We start from the raw sequence: 16,240 nt of genomic DNA on the forward strand, positions 1-16,240 counted from the left end.
CTGGTGCCCCGCCAGGTTGACCCGGACGCCGCCGGCCGGCCGCGACCCCGCGCGCCGGGCGTGCACCCCTCGGCCGCGTAGCGGTCCGCCGCCACGCGGCCGGTTCCGTCGTCATCCGTCCCGTCGGGGACACGCCGTCCCGTCGGGACCTCCGGAATCGGACCGAGGGGTTCACCCATGCTCGCCTTCGCACCACTGCACGCCGCGGCGTCCGCCGCCGCCACCGTCGTCACCTGGCTCGCCGGCACGCTCGAACCGCTGACCGGCGGGGCCGCCACGGGGGCCGCCATCGTCCTGTTCACCATCGGAGTCCGCCTGCTGATCTCACCGCTCACCCTGGCGCAGGTCCGCGGGGAGCGGCGTCGTGCCGCGCTCGCCCCCGAGGTCCGCGAGCTCCAGCGCCGGCACGCCGACGATCCGGCCCGCCTGCAGAGCGAGCTGTTCGGGCTGTACCGGCGGGCCGGTGCCAGCCCGGTCGCCGGCTGCCTGCCGGCGCTGCTCCAGGCGCCGTTCTTCCTGGTCATGTACCGGCTGTTCGCCACCGGCGACGGTGGTCCCGGACTGCTCGACGAGCGGCTGGCCGGGGTGCCGCTGGGCTGGCACCTCGGCGACGGGCTCACCGGCCCCGTCGTGGCGGTCTTCGGGGTCCTGCTCGCGGCGCTGCTCGTGCTGGCCTGGTACGCGTCCCGTCGGGCCCGGCGGGCGGCGGCGGCCACCGGCACCATGGCGGGTACGCCCACCGAGGGGCCGGGGGCGGCGACCCTGGGCCGGCTGGTGCCACTGCTGCCGTACAGCACGGTGCTGGTCGCCCTGGTGGTGCCGTTGGCGGCCGTGCTCTACCTGGTCACCACGACCGCGTGGACGGCGCTGGAACAGGTGGTACTGCGCCGACCGCAGCCGGCAGACATCGACGCCCGTTGACAAGTGCCGGACGGAGGCGTAGAAATCGCCCTCAGAGAGCGCTCTCTTGCCCCCGTCCCCGCAGAGAGGCACCCCGATGAGCTCTGACCCGGCGGCGTCCGCCGCCCCGTCCACCACGCCCGGATCCCGGCGCCGGCTCGCCCTGGCGGCGGCGGTCCTCGCCGCCACCACCGCGCTGGCCGGCGTGACCATGACCGCCCACGCCGCCGTCCCGCCACCCGCCTCCGGCTGGAGTCTGGTGTGGAGCGACGACTTCGCCGGCGCGGCCGGCACCCTGCCGTCCTCGGCGAACTGGATCATCGACACCGGCACCAGCTACCCGGGCGGACCCGCCAACTGGGGTACCGGCGAGATCCAGACGTACACCTCCAACACCGCGAACCTCAGCCAGGACGGCGCCGGCAACCTGCGGATCACCCCGCTGAAGGACGCCGCCGGCCGGTGGACGTCGGCGCGGATCGAGACGGTCCGTACCGACTTCAAGCCGCCGGCCGGGGGAGTGCTCGCCCTGGAGGGGCGGATCCAGATGCCGAACGTCACCGGCGCTCAGGCCGCCGGCTACTGGCCGGCGTTCTGGGCGCTCGGCTCGCCCTACCGCGGCAACTACCAGAACTGGCCGAGCATCGGCGAGTTCGACGTGATGGAGAACGTCAACGGGCTGAACCAGGTCTGGGGCACCCTGCACTGCGGGTACGCCCCGGGTGGCCCGTGCAACGAGTACAACGGGCTGGGCAACACCGTGCCCTGCCCCGGCAGCACCTGCCAGTCCGCGTTCCACACGTACCGCTTCGAGTGGGACGCCTCGGTGAGCCCCCAGGTGCTGCGCTGGTACGTCGACGGCCAGCTCTTCCACACCGTCAGCCAGAGCCAGGTCGGTGACCCGTACTGGGGGCAGATGACCGACCACCCCGGCTACTTCCTGCTGCTCAACGTCGCCATGGGCGGCTCGTTCCCGAGCGGCGTGGCGGGCTACAGCACGCCGACCGGGGCGACCGTCTCGGGCAGGCCGATGCTGGCCGACTACGTGGCGGTCTACACCAGGGGCGGTACCAGCAGCCCCTCGCCGAGCCCGACCACGCCCCCGGCCGGCACGGTGGATGCCTACTCGACCATTCAGGCCGAGGCGTTCACCGCCCAGAACGGCGTGGTGGTCGAGGCGTGCAGCGAGGGCGGGCAGGACATCGGTTACCTGCGCAACGGCGACTGGGCCCGGTACGACAACGTGGACTTCGGCTCGACGCCGCCGCGTGACTTCCTTGCCCGGGTGGCCTCCGGCGCGCCCAGCGGGGTGAGTGGTCTGGTCGAGGTCCGGGTGGACAGCCCGACCAGCGCGCCGATCGGCAGCTTCGCGATCGCCAACACCGGCGGCTGGCAGAGCTGGCGCTCGGTGCCGGGCAACGTCACCACGGTGACCGGCCGGCACACCGTCTACCTCACCTTCACCAGCGGCCAGGGCGCCGACTTCGTCAACGTCAACTGGTTCACCTTCCGCCACTGAGGCGGCGAGCCGGGGCTCCCCCCTGTCGGTACGGACACCGGGGGGAGCCCCGTTCCATGTCCGTCGACGGGACCCCTGGACAGAAACAGTTAACTGTCTTAATAATAAGCGCTGACGTTGACGTCCATAAATCCCTGACACCTCACCCCACCACGCGCCACCGGCCCCCGGGGCCGGCACCCCCACCGCAACCGGTCCCTGGAGGACGCCGTGAAACTCCGCTCTCCGCGGCTGGCGACGTTCGCCGCCGCGCTGGCCGCCGCCGTGGTCGCGGCCACCGTCGTGGCCGCGCCGCCCGCCTCCGCCGCCACCGCCGCCTTCGTCCGCACCTCCAGCTGGAGCAGCGGGTACGAGGCGAAGTTCACCGTCACCAACGACAGCTCGTCGAGCATCTCCTCGTGGAACGTCCAGTTCGACCTGCCCGCGGGGAGCAGCCCCGGCTCGTTCTGGGACGCCCTGCTGACCACCTCCGGGCAGCACGTCACCGCGGTCAACCAGTCCTGGAACGGCACCCTCGCCCCGGGCGCCAGCACCACCTTCGGCTTCATCGTCAGCGGCACCGGGGACCCGACCAACTGCACGGTCAACGGCGGGCCCTGCGCCGGCGGGGGAGGCGGCCCGTCCGCGCCGGCCACCCCCGGCGGCCTCCGGGTCACCGGTACCACCGGCTCCTCGGTCTCGCTCGCCTGGAACGCCGTCTCCGGCACGGTCACCGGCTACCGGGTGTACGAGGGCAGCTCCGTCCGGGCCACCGTCACCGGCACCTCCGCCACCCTCTCCGGCCTGGCCGCCTGCTCCGCGCACAGCTACACCGTGGCCGCCTACAACTCGGTCGGTGAGTCGGCGAAGTCGGCGGCGGTGTCGGCCAGCACCACCGGCTGCACCGGCGGCGGTGGTGCGATGGCCGCCGCGCCCTACCTCTACCCGGGCTGGGGTGACCCGCCCGCGCCCTCCACCGTGATGGGCGCGACCGGCATCAAATGGTTCACCATCGCGTTCGTCCTCTCCGGCGGCGGCTGCACCCCGGCCTGGGACGGCAGCGGCCCGCTCATCGGCGGCACCCACGCCAGCACCATTGCCGCGATCCGGGCCGCCGGGGGCGACGTCATCCCGTCCTTCGGCGGGTGGAGCGGCAACAAGCTCGGTCCGAACTGCTCGTCGTCCAGCGCCCTCGCCGGGGCGTACCAGCAGGTGATCGACGCGTACGGGCTCAAGGCCATCGACATCGACATCGAGAACAGCGACGAGTTCGAGAACGAGGTGGTGCAGGACCGGATCCTCGGCGCGCTGAAGATCGTCAAGCAGAACAACCCGGGGCTGAAGACGATCGTCACGTTCGGCACGTCGACCACCGGGCCGGCCTGGTGGGGCACCCGGCTGATCAACCAGGCGGCCGCGCTCGGTGCCAACATCGACACCTTCACCATCATGCCGTTCGACTTCGGCGGCGGGACCACCATGTACCAGAGCACGGTGACCGCGGCCGAGGGCCTGAAGAACGCGCTGAAGACCGCGTTCGGCTGGTCCGACGGCACGGCGTACGCGCACATGGGCATCTCCGGGATGAACGGCCTCTCCGACCAGCAGGAGCTGACCTCCCCGGCCACCTGGACGCAGATCCGGGACTGGGCGAAGGCGCATGGTCTGTCCCGCTTCACCTTCTGGTCGGTCAACCGGGACCGGCCCTGCCCGGGCGGGGGAGTGGTCTCCAACTGTTCCGGCATCGCCCAGAACACCTGGGAGTTCACCTCGATCACCGCACAGTACTGAGCGGGCGTCGTCGCGGTCAGCGACCGGCAGTCACCGACTGCCGGTCGCGCCGCGCGCGGCGCTTGCGGACCTTCTTGGTCACCCAGCTGGCGGTCATGATCCCGAAGACCAGGAAGATCGCGTAGTTGAACCAGTGGCTGTACTTGTCGACCTGCTGCCACTGCGAGCCGAGGGCGTAACCGAGCCCGACGATCAGGGCGTTCCACACCCCGCTGCCCACCGTGGTGAGCAGGATGAACTCGCCGATCGGCATCCGGTTCGCCCCGGCCGGGATGGAGACCAGGCTGCGGACCACCGGCACCACCCGGCCGAAGAGCACCGCCCACCTGCCGTGCCGCTCGAACCAGCGGTCGGCCTGCTCCAGGTCGTCCCGGTCCACCAGCGGAATGTGGTCAAGCCAGCGCTTCAACCGTTCCTCGCCGAGCGCCCGGCCGAGCCAGTAGAGCACCAGCGCACCGATCAGCGAGCCGGCGGTGGCGGCGAGGACGATCAGCACGACGTTGAACCGGCCCTCGGCGGAGAGGTAGCCCGCCATCGCCAGCACGATCTCGCTGGGAATCGGCGGGACGATGCTCTCCAGGGCGACCAGCAGCGCCACACCGAGCGCGCCCATCGAGTCGATGACGCCAGCCACCCACCCGGTCAGCCCGCTGAACTGGTTCGGGTCGACGTTCTGGGCGAGAGCCATGGGCGTCCTTCCGCGAGCTTCCGGGGATCGAACAGTGGTACCCGGGCCGTCGCTGGTCACACCTGCCGGTGAGCCGCCCCACTGATCACCGGTCAGCCCTCCGGGTGCAGCTCACGGTCGGCGGGCCCGTGCCGCCAGCCGGTGAACCGGACCACCAGCCCGCCCCGGGTCGGCGAGCAGCAGAACGGCCCGGCCAGCGCCTCGGCCGCCGGGTCGAGCGGAGCGAGCCGGACCAGCCGCCACGGCTCCCCGCCCGCCCGGGCCCGTACGGTCAGCGCGTCCCCGGCCCGGCTCACCCGAACCGTCACCTCCCGTCCGGACCACTCCGGCACCGGGGCCACCGACCAGTCCGAGACCTCCCGGGTGACCACGGCGCCGAGCTGCGGCTGCCCGTCGCTGACCTCCACCCCGGCCTTGGTCCAGTGCCGGTCGTCGACCCGGACCAGCACACCCGCCTGGTCGAACTGGGCGGTGAAGTCCAGCCGGAAGCTGACCTCCACGGCACTGCCGACCGGGAACGGGGCGAGCAGCGCCGGCCCGTCGTCGTGCACGAAGCCGTAGCTGGTGTGCCGCCAGAAGTCGCTGCCCTCGCCCGGCTCGACCACCAGGTCGCCGCCGGACTCCTCGACGCGTACCGGAGGGTGCAGCCAGGTGCCGGTGGACCAGTCGACCGCTCGGGTGTCGGCGCTCATGCCGGCACCGTACCCGCCCGACCAGCCGTTGCCTCAGCTGAAAAACGGCGTGGTTTGCTGCAGCGGCGGACTGGTGAAGTAAATCGGGCATGGGTGACAGGTGGTATCAGGAGGCGGTCATCTACTGCCTCGACATCGACACGTACGCGGACTCCAACGGCGACGGCGTGGGCGACATCCGCGGCCTGATCGGCCGGTTGGATTACCTCGCCCGGCTCGGCGTGACCTGCCTCTGGCTGCACCCGATCCACCCGTCGCCGCAGCGCGACGGCGGCTACGACGTCACCGACTTCTACAACGTGGACCCGCGGCTGGGCACCCTCGGCGACTTCGCCGAGCTGCTGCACCAGGCGAAGAACAAGGGCATCCAGGTGATCATCGACCTGGTGGTCAACCACACCTCGGACGAGCACCCCTGGTTCCAGTCCGCGCGGTCGTCGCCCGACTCGCCGTACCGGAACTGGTACGTCTGGAGCGACGAGGAGCCGCCGGACCGCCACCAGGGCATGGTCTTCCCCGGTGAACAGAACGAGACGTGGAGCTACGACCGGACCGCCAGGGCCTGGTACTACCACCGCTTCTACAAGTTCCAGCCGGACCTGAACGCGTCGAACCCCGAGGTCCGCGCCGAGATCAAGAAGATCATGTCGTTCTGGCTCCAGCTCGGCGTCGCCGGGTTCCGGATGGACGCGGTGCCGTTCATCATCGAGCAGACCGAGCCGGGCAACCCGGACTCGCCGAAGGACATGGACTTCCTCACCGAGCTGCGCCAGCACATGCAGTGGCGGCGCGGCGACGCCATCCTGCTGGCCGAGGCGAACGTCGAACCCGACCAGCTCCCCGTCTACTTCGGGGACAGCGGCGGCTCGGCCAACCGGATCCACATGCTCTTCGACTTCATGATGAACGGGCGGCTGATGCTGGCCCTGGCCCGGCAGGACCCGGAGCCGGTGATCGAGGCGCTGCGGGACACCCCGGCACTGCCCGAGGGCGGGCAGTGGGCCACCTTCCTGCGCAACCACGACGAGATCGACCTGTCCCGGTTGACCGCCGAGCAGCGCAACCAGGTGTACGAACAGTTCGGGCCGGACGAGGACATGCGCCTCTACGGCCGGGGCATTCGACGCCGGCTCGCACCGATGCTCGGCAACGACCGGCGGCGCATCGAGCTGGCGTACGCCCTCCAGTTCTCGCTGCGCGGCACGCCGGTGCTGCGCTACGGCGAGGAGATCGGCATGGGCGAGGACCTCTCGCTGCCCGGCCGGGAGGCGATCCGTACCCCGATGCAGTGGTCGTACAAGGAGAACGCCGGCTTCTCCACGGCACCGCCGGAGAAGCTGGTCCGGCCGGTGGTCGACAAGGGCGAGTACGGCTACGAGAAGGTCAACGTGACCGCCCAGCGCCGCGATCCGGGGTCGCTGCTGGCCTGGTTCGAGCGGATGATCCGTACGCTCCGGGAGGCCCCGGAGATCGGGTCCGGCGCGACCACCCACATCGACGTGCCGATGCCGCCCGGCGTGCTGGCGCACCGCGCCGACGGCCCGACCGGGACGATGGTCTTCCTGCACAACCTCGGCACCGAGGACGTCGAGGTCGACCTGAGCATGCTCGCCCCGGAGGCCGATCTGCCGATCGACGTCCTCACCGACCGCCGCTACGACGACGTGGGCAAGCTCGACAGCCTCAAGCTGGCCGGCTACGGCTACCGGTGGATCCGGCTCTGCCGCGGCAAGGACAACTGACGGCCGTTCGGGCCCGCGTACTCCTGGGTTAAGCTCCCTTCGATCGAGCCAAGTTACCGGGAGGTAATCATGTCGGAGGAGCCCCGCGTCGCCATCGTCACCGGAGCCGCGCGCGGCATCGGCGCGGCCACCGCCCGGCGGCTGGCCGGCGACGGCATGGCCGTCGCCGTGGTCGACATCGACGAGTCGGCGACCAAGGAGACCGTGGACGCGATCGTCGCGGCCGGCGGGCGGGCGCTCGGCGTGGGCGGCGACGTCTCCGACCGGGCGCAGGTGGAGGCGGCCGTCGAGCGGGTCGCCGCCGAGCTGGGCGCGCCCACCGTACTGGTCAACAACGCGGGCGTGCTCCGCGACAACCTGCTGTTCAAGATGACCGACGCCGACTGGGACACGGTCATGGGCGTGCACCTGCGCGGCGCGTTCCTGTTCAGCCAGGCGGCCCAGAAGCACATGGTCGAGCGCAAGTGGGGCCGGATCGTCAACCTCTCCAGCACCTCGGCGCTGGGCAATCGAGGCCAGGCGAACTACTCGGCCGCCAAGGCCGGCCTCCAGGGCTTCACCAAGACCCTCGCCATCGAGCTGGGCCCGTTCGGCATCACGGTCAACGCGGTCGCGCCGGGCTTCATCGTCACCGACATGACCGCCGCCACCGCCGCCCGGATGAAGGTGGACTTCGAGGCGCTGCAGCAGCACGCCGCCGCCGAGATCCCGGTCCGCCGCACCGGCCGGCCGGAGGACATCGCGCACACCATCTCGTTCCTGGCCAGCGAGGGCGCGTCCTTCGTCTCCGGCCAGGTCATCTACGTCGCCGGCGGCCCCAAGGACTGACCGCGGGCAGGGTCCCGCCCGGTGACCGTGCCGGGCGGGACCCCTCAGGCGGGGTCGTGGCGGGTACGCCAGAGCCAGAACAGGCCGAGCATCGGCAGCACCAGTGGGATGTAGCCGTACCCGCTACCGAACTGCGACCAGACCGTCTCGTCCGGGAAGAGCGCCTTGTCGGCCAGGCTGAGGATGCCCACCGCGATCACCCCGACCAGCTCGACCGAGCAGCAGGCCAGGGCGAGCCGGCGGCCGGCGTGACCGGCGCGGGCCAGCCCTACCGCCGCCACGATGTAGATCAGCGCCGCCACGGCCGACAGCAGATACGCGACCGGGGCCTCGTCGAACTTGGTGGCGATCTGCAGGCCCGCCCGGGAGGTCGCGGCGATGGCGAAGAGGATGTAGATCGCGATCAGCAGCCGGCCGGGGCCCCGGTTGGTGGCGCGCTCCGGCGCCCGCGTCTCAGCCACCGAGGGCCTCCCAGGTCTGCTGGAGCCGGACCACGACGACCGGCGTGACCAGGCAGACCGCGCAGACGATCGCCGAACCCCACCGGGTCGGCTCCATCCGGGCCAGCACCCAGGCCAGCGCCGGCAGGCAGACCAGCGTCACCAGGTAGCCGAAGAAGGCCCCCGGTTCGCCGGGCCGTTCGCCGCCGCCGATCGCGATCATCGCCACCACGGCCAGCGCGACCAGCGCGGCCTCCAGCACGACCAGGCCGACGAACTGCACGCGGTCCGGGGCGCGGTGCCGTACCGCCGCCACCAGCGCCCACACCGCGAGTACGAGCGACAGCACGATCGATGCCGTCGCAAGGATCCCGTCCACCGGCGAGCCGGCCGAGGCTGCGCTGGTCATCGACGGCATCCCGTCCCTGTCCGATTCACCGGCACAGCCTACTAACCCGCGTAGTACTCACCGCCGGCCGGCTCTCCGTCGCGTCGCCTGCACAGGGCAGATTCGACGACTAGCGTGGATCACGGCCACGGAAGCGCCGTGGTGGACGACGACAGCGGGAGTACCTCGTGCTGCGGTTCGGCTTGTTCGGCACCGGCCACTGGGCGGCGGAGACGCACGCCGCGGCCATCGACGCACACCCCCGGGCCGAGTTGGCCGGGGTCTGGGGTCGGGATCCGGAGAAGGCCGCCGCGCTGGCCGGGCGGCACGGTGTGCCGGTCTTCGACGAGGTGGACGCCCTGATCGCGGCCTGCGACGCGATCGCCGTGGCGCTGCCGCCCGACATCCAGGCCGACATCGCCGTCCGGGCCGCGTCCGCCGGCCGGCACCTGCTGCTGGACAAGCCGGTGGCGCTGAGCCTCGCCGACGCGGACCGGGTGGTCACCGCGGCGGAGCGGTCCGGGGTCGCCTCGGTGGTCTTCTTCACCCAGCGGTTCCACCCGAACGTCACCGGCTTCCTCGCCGCCACCGCGGCGGCCGGCGGCTGGCAGCACGGTCGGGCGACCATGTTCGCCAACATCTACCAGGCGGGGAACCCGTACGGGGACTCGCACTGGCGGCGGGAGCGGGGCGCGCTCTGGGACATCGGACCGCACGCGCTGTCGCTCGTCCTGCCGGTGCTCGGCCGGGTGACCCGGGTCGCCGCGATGGACGGCCCGAGCGGCCTCGTGCACCTGCTGCTCACCCACGACGGCGGCGCCACCAGCAGCATCTCGCTCACCCTCGAAGCCCCGTCGGAGGCGATCACCCGCGACGTGGTGTTCTTCGGCGAAAACGGGATCGACACCGTGCCGCCTGGCGACGGCAACGCGCTGACCGCGTACGGCACCGCGATCGACCAGTTGCTGGAGGAGATCGAGGCGGGTACCCGGGACCACCAGTGCGACGTCCGCTTCGGGCGCCAGGTGGTCGCGGTCCTGGACGCCGCCGAGCGGGCGCGCGCCGAGGGCCGCACCGTCGACGTCTGGGCCTGATCGTCAGGCGAGGGTGTTCAGCGCCTGGCTCAGCTCGGCCGGCGAGTCGAACTGCTCCACCGGCAGCGCCTTCAACATCTGCAGCAGCTCGGTGCTGGCCCCGTTCTCCTGGCCCCAGCGGACCAGGTCCTCCTTCGAGACCGGGTAGTCGAGCCCGGCCAGGTACTCCTGCAACTGCACCCCGGTGACCGTCATGTCGCGCGGCTACCCGCTCCGCCGGGCGGCATGCCGACTCGGACGGTCCCGGCCGGGCGGTTTGCCCGCACGGGTCCCGGGTAGCCGCCCGGCATGCTGGTACAGCGGCTCGGTGATCCGAGCGATTTCGACCCGTTGCTGGACCGTGTCCGGGACGCCCGGATCGTCATGATCGGCGAGGCGACGCACGGCAGCTACGACTACTACCGGCTGCGCGAACAGCTCACCCGGCGGCTCATCGCCGAGCTGGGTTTCTCCTTCGTCGCGGTGGAGGGGGACTGGCCGGACTGCGACCGGGTGCACCGCTCCGTGGTCGCCGCTCCGGGCGGCCTCGCCGACCCGCAGATCGCGCTCGAACGCTTCGAACGCTGGCCCACCTGGATGTGGGCCAACGCCGAGGTGGCGCGCTTCTGCCGCTGGCTGCGGGCGTGGAATCTGGAGCGCCCCGAGGAGCAGCGGGCCGGCTTCCACGGGCTGGACGTCTACAGCCTCTGGGAGTCGATGCAGGCCATCTTCGACTACCTGGGGGAGGAGGACCCGGGCTCGCTGGAGGCGGCCCAGGAGGCGTACCGCTGCTTCGAGCCGTACGGCAAGCAGGTCGAGGAGTACGGCATGGCGAGCCGGTTCGTCTCGGCGCGCTGCGAGGAGGAGGTCGTTCGGCTGCTGGCGCGTACCCGGGAACAGGCCACCGCGGACGGCCCGGACCGCTTCTCGGCCTGGCAGAACGCGGAGGTGGTGGCCGGCGCGGAGCGGTACTACCGGGCGATGGTGCGCGGCGGCCCGGAGTCGTGGAACGTGCGGGACACCCACATGGCCGACACGCTGGACCGGCTGCTGGACCGGTACGGCCGGGACGCGCGCGGCATCGTCTGGGCGCACAACACGCACGTCGGCGACGCCCAGGCGACCGACATGGCCGCCGACGGGATGATCAACATTGGCCAGTTGGGCCGGGAGCGGCACGGCCGGGACGCAGTGGCGCTGGTCGGCTTCGGCAGCTACCGCGGCACGGCGATCGCCGCGCCGCGCTGGGGCTCGCCGGCCGAGGCGATGGTGGTGCCGCCGGCCCGGCCGGGCTCGGTGGAGCGGCGGCTGCACGAGCTGATGCCGGAGCGGGCCGTGCTGGTCTTCGGCGGCCCGGAGCAGCCGGGCTGGGTGACCGAGACGGTCGACCACCGGGCGATCGGGGTGGTGTACGACCCGAGCTTCGAGTCCTGGGGCAACTACGTGCCGACCCGCCTCGGGGAGCGGTACGACGCCTTCATCTGGTGCGACGAGGCCACCGCCCTGCATCCGCTGCCCGCCCTCACCACTCCCGGCGAGATGGAGACCTACCCGGCCGGCGTCTGACCGGCGGCCGGCCCGGGAAGGCCGACGGCGGCCCCACCCACCGGTGGGATCGCCGTCGCCGCGTGCGTCAGACGGCGGCGGGTTCCTTCTCGGCGAGGTGGGCGCGCAGGCCCTCGCCCTCCACGTCGACGTTCGGCAGGATCCGGTCGAGCCACCGCGGGATCCACCAGGCGGCGGTGTTGAGCAGCGACATCACCGCCGGGACGATGGTCATCCGAACCACGAAGGCGTCGATGGCGACGCCGATGGCGAGCGCGAAGCCCATCGACTTGATGACCGGGTCGTCGAGGAAGATGAAGCCGCTGAAGACCGAGATCATGATCAGCGCCGCCGCGGTGACCACCCGGGCACCGTGCCCCATCCCGTTGATGGTGGCCTGCCGGGCGGTGTCCCCGTGCACGAAGTCCTCCCGCATCCGGGAGACCAGGAACACCTCGTAGTCCATGGCCAGCCCGAACAGGATGCCGATGAGCAGGATCGGCAGGAAGCTGATCAGCGGGCCCGGCGTGTCCAGCCCGACCAGGTCCGAGAAGTGCCCCTGCTGGAACACCGCGACCGTGATGCCGAAGGTGGCCGCCACGGTGAGCAGGAAGCCCAGCGCCGCCTTGACCGGCACCAGGATGGAACGGAACACCAGCATCAGCAGCAGGATCGACAGCCCGACCACCAGCAGCAGGTAGACCGGGAGCGCGTCGGAGAGCTTCTCGGACACGTCGATGCCGATCGCGGTCACGCCGGTCAGGAGCACGTCCGCGGTCTTGATCTCGGCGACCTGGCGGCGGATGTCGTGCACCAGCGTCTCGGTGGCCGCGTCGGTCGGGCCGGTCTTCGGGATGACGCCGAGCAGCGCGGTCCGCCCGGACGGGTCGGTCTGCGGCGGGGCCACCGCGAGCACCCCGTCGGTCCGCTGGATCAGCGCGGCGACCTGCGGCACGGCGGCCTGGGTGGCCTGCGGCGAGTCGGCGGTGACGACCACCGCGAGCCGGCCGGTGAAGCCCCGGCCGAAACCCTCCCGGATCAGGTCGTTGCTGACCCGGGCCGGGGTGCCCTCCGCCGCGGTGGCGGCGTCCGGCAGCGCCAGCCGCATGTCCTGGGCGGGCAGCGCGAGCAGCCCGAGGCCGAGCAGGCCGATCAGGATGACCGGCAGCCGGAGCCGGGTGACCCAGTGCGCCCAGCGGAAGCCGAACCCGGAGCGGTCCTCCGAGCCGGTCGCGTCCGATTCGATGGCGTGCCGGCCGCGCAGCTTGCGGGGGAGCACCTTGCGGCCGGCGAAGCCGAGCAGGGCCGGCGCGAGGGTGATCGCGACCAGCACGGCGACGGTCACCGTGCCGGCGGCGGCCAGACCCATCACGGTGAGGAACGGGATGTCCACCACCGCCAGGCCGGCGAGCGCGATGACCACGGTGCCGCCCGCGAAGACCACGGCGGAGCCGGCGGTGCCGACCGCGCGGCCCACCGCCTCCTCGGGCGAGAGCCCGTCGAGCAGGTTCTGCCGGTGCCGGGAGGTGATGAAGAGCGAGTAGTCGATGCCGACCGCGAGGCCGAGCATCAGGGCCAGGATGGGCGCGGTGCTGGTCAGCTCCACGGCGCCGCTGAGCGCGAACAGGCCGGCCATGCCGACGCCCACGCCGATCAGCGCGTTGAGCATGGTCATCCCGGCCGCCACCAGCGAGCCGAAGGTGATGATCAGGACGATCGCGGCGACCACCACGCCGAGCGCCTCGGTGGAGCCGACCTCCGGCTCCGCGTTCAGCACCTCGCCACCGGGGGCGATCTGCCACCCCTGCGCCTCGGCCTGCGCGCCGACCTGCTCGTACGCGATGCGCTGGTCGTCGGTCACCTCGTCCGCCCGACCCTTGAACTGCACCTGGATCAGCGCGTACCGGCCGTCCGGGGTGAGGGCCTTGACCTGGTACGGGTCCACCGCGCCGACCACTCCGGGCAGGGTGGCCGCCTCGTGGGTGACCTGCGTGACCACGGCCTGCCCCTCGGGGGTGAGGAGCTGGCCCGGCTGCGGTGCCTTGACCGCGATGGTGCCGGTGGCGCCGCTGGCCTGCGGGAACCGGTCGGCCAGCAGGTCGATCGCGCGCTGCGACTCGGTGCCGGGCATGGTGAAGTTGCTCGCCGTCGGGCCCTTCAGCGTCGCCGCGGCGACGCCGAGGCCGACGAGGACGACGAGCCAGACGAGAGCGACGAGGCGCCGCCGGCGCAACGAGGCCCGGCCGAGCCGGTACAGCAGGGTGGCCATGAAGCTTCCTTGTCCTCGGTCGTGTTCGGTACGGGATCAGGTGGTGGGTTCCAGTGCCCGGTGGGCGACGGCCAGCAACGCGGGGCGCAGCTCCTCGTCCGGGAAGTCGACGAATTCCGCGCACGCCTCGGCGATCCCGGCGAGCACGACGAACGCGGCGATCCGGGCGGCCGGGCGGTCGGAGTGCCCGGCGAAAGCGTCGATCAGCCGCTCGGAGATCTGCTGGATGTGCGCGAAGGCCGGTTGCTGGAGCAGATCGGGGAATTCGCCGCCGAGCAGCGCGATCTCCCGGCGGAAGCGCACCGCGAGGTCGACGAAGCCATCGGCGGCGACGCGCTGGAGGTCCGCGCCGGTGTGTCCGGCGATCCGCTCGTCGAGCGCCTCCAGCACCGCGATCGCCGGGGCCATCAGCTCGCCGAGCAGGGCCTCCTTGTTGGCGAAGTGGTAGAGCACCGTCGCCTTGGAGCAGCCCACTTCGCGGGCGATGTCCTGGAGGGAGGTGCCCTTGTAGCCGGTGACGCCGAATCGCCGCGCAGCCGCGGCGAGGATCTCGCCGTGGGTCTCCGGTGCCGGTCGTGCCATGACCACCAGCATGCCTGACCGATCGGTCAGGGTCTGACCGATCGGTCAGGACGTGGCCATCGTCACAGTCCGGCTCAGTCGGCTCGGCTGCCGGTCCAGTCGGCGTGCTCCCGGTCGTACGCGGCCCGGGCCTCGGTGATCGCGGCCCGGTGCCGTTCCGCCCACGCGGTCAGCGTCACCAACGACTCGTAGAGCTCCAGCGCCATCGGCGTGGCGGTGTACTCGACCTTGGGCGGCACGGTCGGGTAGACCCGGCGGTGCAGCAGCCCGTCGCGTTCCAGGTTGCGCAGGGTGAGGGTGAGCATCCGCCGGCTGATCCCCTCGACCTGCCGTTCCAGCTCGGTGAAGCGGACCGGGCCCTGGGAGGCGGCCACCAGGATGCCGACGCTCCACTTTCCACCGACCCGGTCGAGGGCCTCGCGGACGGTGCACGCCCGGGCCTGCTGGCCCACCACGGACACACAGCTGTTCCCCTGGGACATGAAAGTGCCTCCTTCCGCTCGGCCTCATGGTCACAGACGATGGCCTCGGTAACAAACCGTGCACCAAGGAGGCACTTCGATGACGGGGACCAACCGCCGGCCGGCGCTGCTGGTGCTCTGCGCCGGCAGTTTGATGATCATTTTGGACGGGAGCATCGTCGCGGTGGCGCTGCCGGCGATCCAGCGCGACCTCGGCTTCACCGCCGCCGGCCTGGCCTGGGTGGTGAACGCCTACCTGGTCGCCTTCGGCGGACTGCTGCTGCTGGCCGGACGGCTCGGCGACCTGCTCGGCCGGCGGCAGGTCTTCCTCGTCGGGATCACCCTGTTCACCCTGGCCTCGCTGCTCTGCGCGGTCGCCGCCGGGTCGGCCACCCTGGTCGTCGCCCGCTTCGCCCAAGGCGTCGGCGGGGCGCTCACCACCGCGGTCAGCCTGGGCATGATCGTCCGGCTCTTTCCCGAGCCGGCCGAACGGGCCCGGGCGATCGCCGTGTTCAGCTTCACCGGGGCGGCCGGTGCCTCGATCGGCCTGCTGGCCGGGGGAGTCCTCACCGACCTCGCCGGCTGGCGGGCGATCTTCCTGATCAACCTGCCGATCGGAGCGGTGATCCTGGCCGCCGCCGTACGCCGGATCGCGCCCGACCCCGGCCTCGGCCTGCGGGCCGGTCTGGACGTGCTCGGCGCGGTGCTGGTCACCGCCGGCCTGATGGCCACCGTGGTGGCCATCGTCGGCGCGGGGCAGCACGGCTGGACCTCCGCCCGGACCCTCGGCGCGGCCGGGCTCGCGGCGCTGCTGCTCGCCGGCTTCGCGGCGCGGCAGCGCACCGCCGCCACCCCGCTGCTGCCGCCCCGAGTGCTCCGGACGCCCGGCCTGGTCGCCGCCAACGCTGCGCAGTTCCTGATGATCGCCGCCTACTTCGGCTTCCAGTTCCTGCTCGCGCTGCACCTGCAACTCGTCCTCGGCATGGACCCGGCGACCACCGGCTTCGCGTTCCTGCCCACCCCGCTGGTGATCGCGGCGGTGTCGCTCGGGCTCGCCGGCCGGCTGGTCGCCCGGTTCGGCGCCCGGACGGTGCTGCTCGGCGGGTTGCTGCTCGCGATCGCGGGCTTCCTGCTGCTGGCCCGGATGCCGGTGGACGCCGGTTACCTCGCCGATGTGCTGCTTGCGATGCTGGTCTTCGGCGTCGCCGGTGGGCTGACCCTGCCGACGGTCACCACCCTCGCCATGGCCGGCGCGCAGCCCGCCGACGCGGGGCTCGCCTCCGGCCTGGCCAACACCACCCAGCAGGTCGGCGGGGCGCTCGGGCTGGCCGCGCTCGCCACCC

Annotated in this window: 17 protein-coding genes; 9 read left to right on the top strand and 8 right to left on the bottom strand. The window is 72.1% G+C overall.

Going from position 1 to position 16,240, the window contains the following annotated elements; translation table 11 throughout:
* The first annotated feature begins 3 nt into the window (after positions 1–3).
* The 4 genes from DKL51_RS35785 to DKL51_RS17985 all read left to right on the top strand — a co-directional run bounded on the left by DKL51_RS35785 (position 4) and on the right by DKL51_RS17985 (position 4,189).
* Positions 4–81, top strand: coding sequence for a DUF6412 domain-containing protein (locus DKL51_RS35785; RefSeq protein WP_260428573.1), 78 nt, complete (start codon positions 4–6; stop codon positions 79–81).
* A 96-nt stretch (positions 82–177) separates the two neighbouring features.
* Complete coding sequence (locus DKL51_RS17975) at positions 178–921, top strand: YidC/Oxa1 family membrane protein insertase (protein WP_109944240.1); 744 nt, start codon at positions 178–180, stop codon at positions 919–921.
* A 76-nt stretch (positions 922–997) separates the two neighbouring features.
* On the top strand, positions 998–2,419 hold the full coding sequence (locus DKL51_RS17980; protein ID WP_109944239.1) for a carbohydrate-binding protein: 1,422 nt from the start codon (positions 998–1,000) through the stop codon (positions 2,417–2,419).
* A gap of 210 nt (positions 2,420–2,629) precedes the next feature.
* Positions 2,630–4,189 carry a cellulose binding domain-containing protein gene (locus DKL51_RS17985; RefSeq protein WP_109944238.1) on the top strand — a complete coding sequence of 520 codons (1,560 nt, stop codon included), beginning with the start codon at positions 2,630–2,632 and terminating at the stop codon, positions 4,187–4,189.
* Positions 4,190–4,205: 16 nt separating this feature from the next.
* Here DKL51_RS17985 and DKL51_RS17990 read toward each other — a convergent pair whose 3' ends face one another.
* Both DKL51_RS17990 and DKL51_RS17995 read right to left on the bottom strand, forming a co-directional pair.
* Complete coding sequence (locus DKL51_RS17990) at positions 4,206–4,877, bottom strand: DedA family protein (RefSeq protein WP_109944237.1); 672 nt, start codon at positions 4,875–4,877, stop codon at positions 4,206–4,208.
* 92 nt (positions 4,878–4,969) lie between these two features.
* Positions 4,970–5,569 carry a DUF1349 domain-containing protein gene (locus DKL51_RS17995; RefSeq protein WP_109944236.1) on the bottom strand — a complete coding sequence of 200 codons (600 nt, stop codon included), beginning with the start codon at positions 5,567–5,569 and terminating at the stop codon, positions 4,970–4,972.
* A gap of 89 nt (positions 5,570–5,658) precedes the next feature.
* On the opposite strand from DKL51_RS17995, the gene DKL51_RS18000 reads away from it, so the two are divergent.
* Complete coding sequence (locus DKL51_RS18000; RefSeq protein WP_109944235.1) at positions 5,659–7,311, top strand: alpha-amylase family protein; 1,653 nt, start codon at positions 5,659–5,661, stop codon at positions 7,309–7,311.
* A gap of 69 nt (positions 7,312–7,380) precedes the next feature.
* Positions 7,381–8,139, top strand: coding sequence for a 3-oxoacyl-ACP reductase FabG (fabG, locus tag DKL51_RS18005; RefSeq protein WP_109944234.1), 759 nt, complete (start codon positions 7,381–7,383; stop codon positions 8,137–8,139).
* Between the two features lie 44 nt (positions 8,140–8,183).
* Here fabG and DKL51_RS18010 read toward each other — a convergent pair whose 3' ends face one another.
* On the bottom strand, positions 8,184–8,600 hold the full coding sequence (locus DKL51_RS18010) for a hypothetical protein (RefSeq protein WP_109944233.1): 417 nt from the start codon (positions 8,598–8,600) through the stop codon (positions 8,184–8,186).
* Positions 8,593–8,988, bottom strand: coding sequence for a hypothetical protein (locus DKL51_RS18015; protein WP_423790576.1), 396 nt, complete (start codon positions 8,986–8,988; stop codon positions 8,593–8,595). Before DKL51_RS18015 ends, DKL51_RS18010 begins: the two co-directional genes overlap by 8 nt.
* 167 nt (positions 8,989–9,155) lie before the next feature.
* On the opposite strand from DKL51_RS18015, the gene DKL51_RS18020 reads away from it, so the two are divergent.
* Entirely contained in the window at positions 9,156–10,061 is a 906-nt protein-coding gene (locus DKL51_RS18020) for a Gfo/Idh/MocA family protein (RefSeq protein WP_185734839.1), read from the top strand.
* A 3-nt stretch (positions 10,062–10,064) separates the two neighbouring features.
* On the opposite strand, the gene DKL51_RS18025 is transcribed toward DKL51_RS18020, so the two are convergent.
* Positions 10,065–10,256 carry a DUF2795 domain-containing protein gene (locus DKL51_RS18025; protein ID WP_109944231.1) on the bottom strand — a complete coding sequence of 64 codons (192 nt, stop codon included), beginning with the start codon at positions 10,254–10,256 and terminating at the stop codon, positions 10,065–10,067.
* Positions 10,257–10,349: 93 nt separating this feature from the next.
* Here DKL51_RS18025 and DKL51_RS18030 point away from each other — a divergent pair, with 93 nt between their 5' ends.
* On the top strand, positions 10,350–11,606 hold the full coding sequence (locus DKL51_RS18030) for an erythromycin esterase family protein (RefSeq protein ID WP_109944230.1): 1,257 nt from the start codon (positions 10,350–10,352) through the stop codon (positions 11,604–11,606).
* 67 nt (positions 11,607–11,673) lie between these two features.
* On the opposite strand, the gene DKL51_RS18035 is transcribed toward DKL51_RS18030, so the two are convergent.
* The 3 genes from DKL51_RS18035 to DKL51_RS18045 all read right to left on the bottom strand — a co-directional run bounded on the left by DKL51_RS18035 (position 11,674) and on the right by DKL51_RS18045 (position 14,918).
* A complete protein-coding gene (locus DKL51_RS18035) occupies positions 11,674–13,854 on the bottom strand; it encodes an MMPL family transporter (protein ID WP_109944229.1) in 2,181 nt (726 codons plus the stop codon).
* A gap of 36 nt (positions 13,855–13,890) precedes the next feature.
* Positions 13,891–14,436 carry a TetR/AcrR family transcriptional regulator gene (locus tag DKL51_RS18040; RefSeq protein WP_109944252.1) on the bottom strand — a complete coding sequence of 182 codons (546 nt, stop codon included), beginning with the start codon at positions 14,434–14,436 and terminating at the stop codon, positions 13,891–13,893.
* A 74-nt stretch (positions 14,437–14,510) separates the two neighbouring features.
* Positions 14,511–14,918, bottom strand: a complete 408-nt coding sequence (locus DKL51_RS18045; RefSeq protein WP_109944228.1) for a winged helix-turn-helix transcriptional regulator — start codon at positions 14,916–14,918, stop codon at positions 14,511–14,513.
* Positions 14,919–14,997: 79 nt separating this feature from the next.
* Here DKL51_RS18045 and DKL51_RS18050 point away from each other — a divergent pair.
* A partial coding sequence (locus DKL51_RS18050) for an MFS transporter (RefSeq protein WP_124812283.1) occupies positions 14,998–16,240 on the top strand: 1,243 nt, incomplete at its 3' end.

It is taken from the genome of Micromonospora globispora (assembly GCF_003857015.1).
Taxonomy (GTDB): Bacteria; Actinomycetota; Actinomycetes; order Mycobacteriales; family Micromonosporaceae; genus Micromonospora; species Micromonospora globispora.

Coding starts and splice junctions, on each gene's coding strand:
- DKL51_RS17975 (WP_109944240.1), top strand. CDS start 178: ATGCTCGCCTTCGCACCACTGCACGCCGCGGCGTCCGCCGCCGCCACC.
- DKL51_RS17980 (WP_109944239.1), top strand. CDS start 998: ATGAGCTCTGACCCGGCGGCGTCCGCCGCCCCGTCCACCACGCCCGGA.
- DKL51_RS17990 (WP_109944237.1), bottom strand. CDS start 4,877: ATGGCTCTCGCCCAGAACGTCGACCCGAACCAGTTCAGCGGGCTGACC.
- DKL51_RS17995 (WP_109944236.1), bottom strand. CDS start 5,569: ATGAGCGCCGACACCCGAGCGGTCGACTGGTCCACCGGCACCTGGCTG.
- DKL51_RS18000 (WP_109944235.1), top strand. CDS start 5,659: ATGGGTGACAGGTGGTATCAGGAGGCGGTCATCTACTGCCTCGACATC.
- fabG (WP_109944234.1), top strand. CDS start 7,381: ATGTCGGAGGAGCCCCGCGTCGCCATCGTCACCGGAGCCGCGCGCGGC.
- DKL51_RS18015 (WP_423790576.1), bottom strand. CDS start 8,988: ATGACCAGCGCAGCCTCGGCCGGCTCGCCGGTGGACGGGATCCTTGCG.
- DKL51_RS18025 (WP_109944231.1), bottom strand. CDS start 10,256: ATGACGGTCACCGGGGTGCAGTTGCAGGAGTACCTGGCCGGGCTCGAC.
- DKL51_RS18030 (WP_109944230.1), top strand. CDS start 10,350: ATGCTGGTACAGCGGCTCGGTGATCCGAGCGATTTCGACCCGTTGCTG.
- DKL51_RS18035 (WP_109944229.1), bottom strand. CDS start 13,854: ATGGCCACCCTGCTGTACCGGCTCGGCCGGGCCTCGTTGCGCCGGCGG.
- DKL51_RS18040 (WP_109944252.1), bottom strand. CDS start 14,436: ATGGCACGACCGGCACCGGAGACCCACGGCGAGATCCTCGCCGCGGCT.
- DKL51_RS18045 (WP_109944228.1), bottom strand. CDS start 14,918: ATGTCCCAGGGGAACAGCTGTGTGTCCGTGGTGGGCCAGCAGGCCCGG.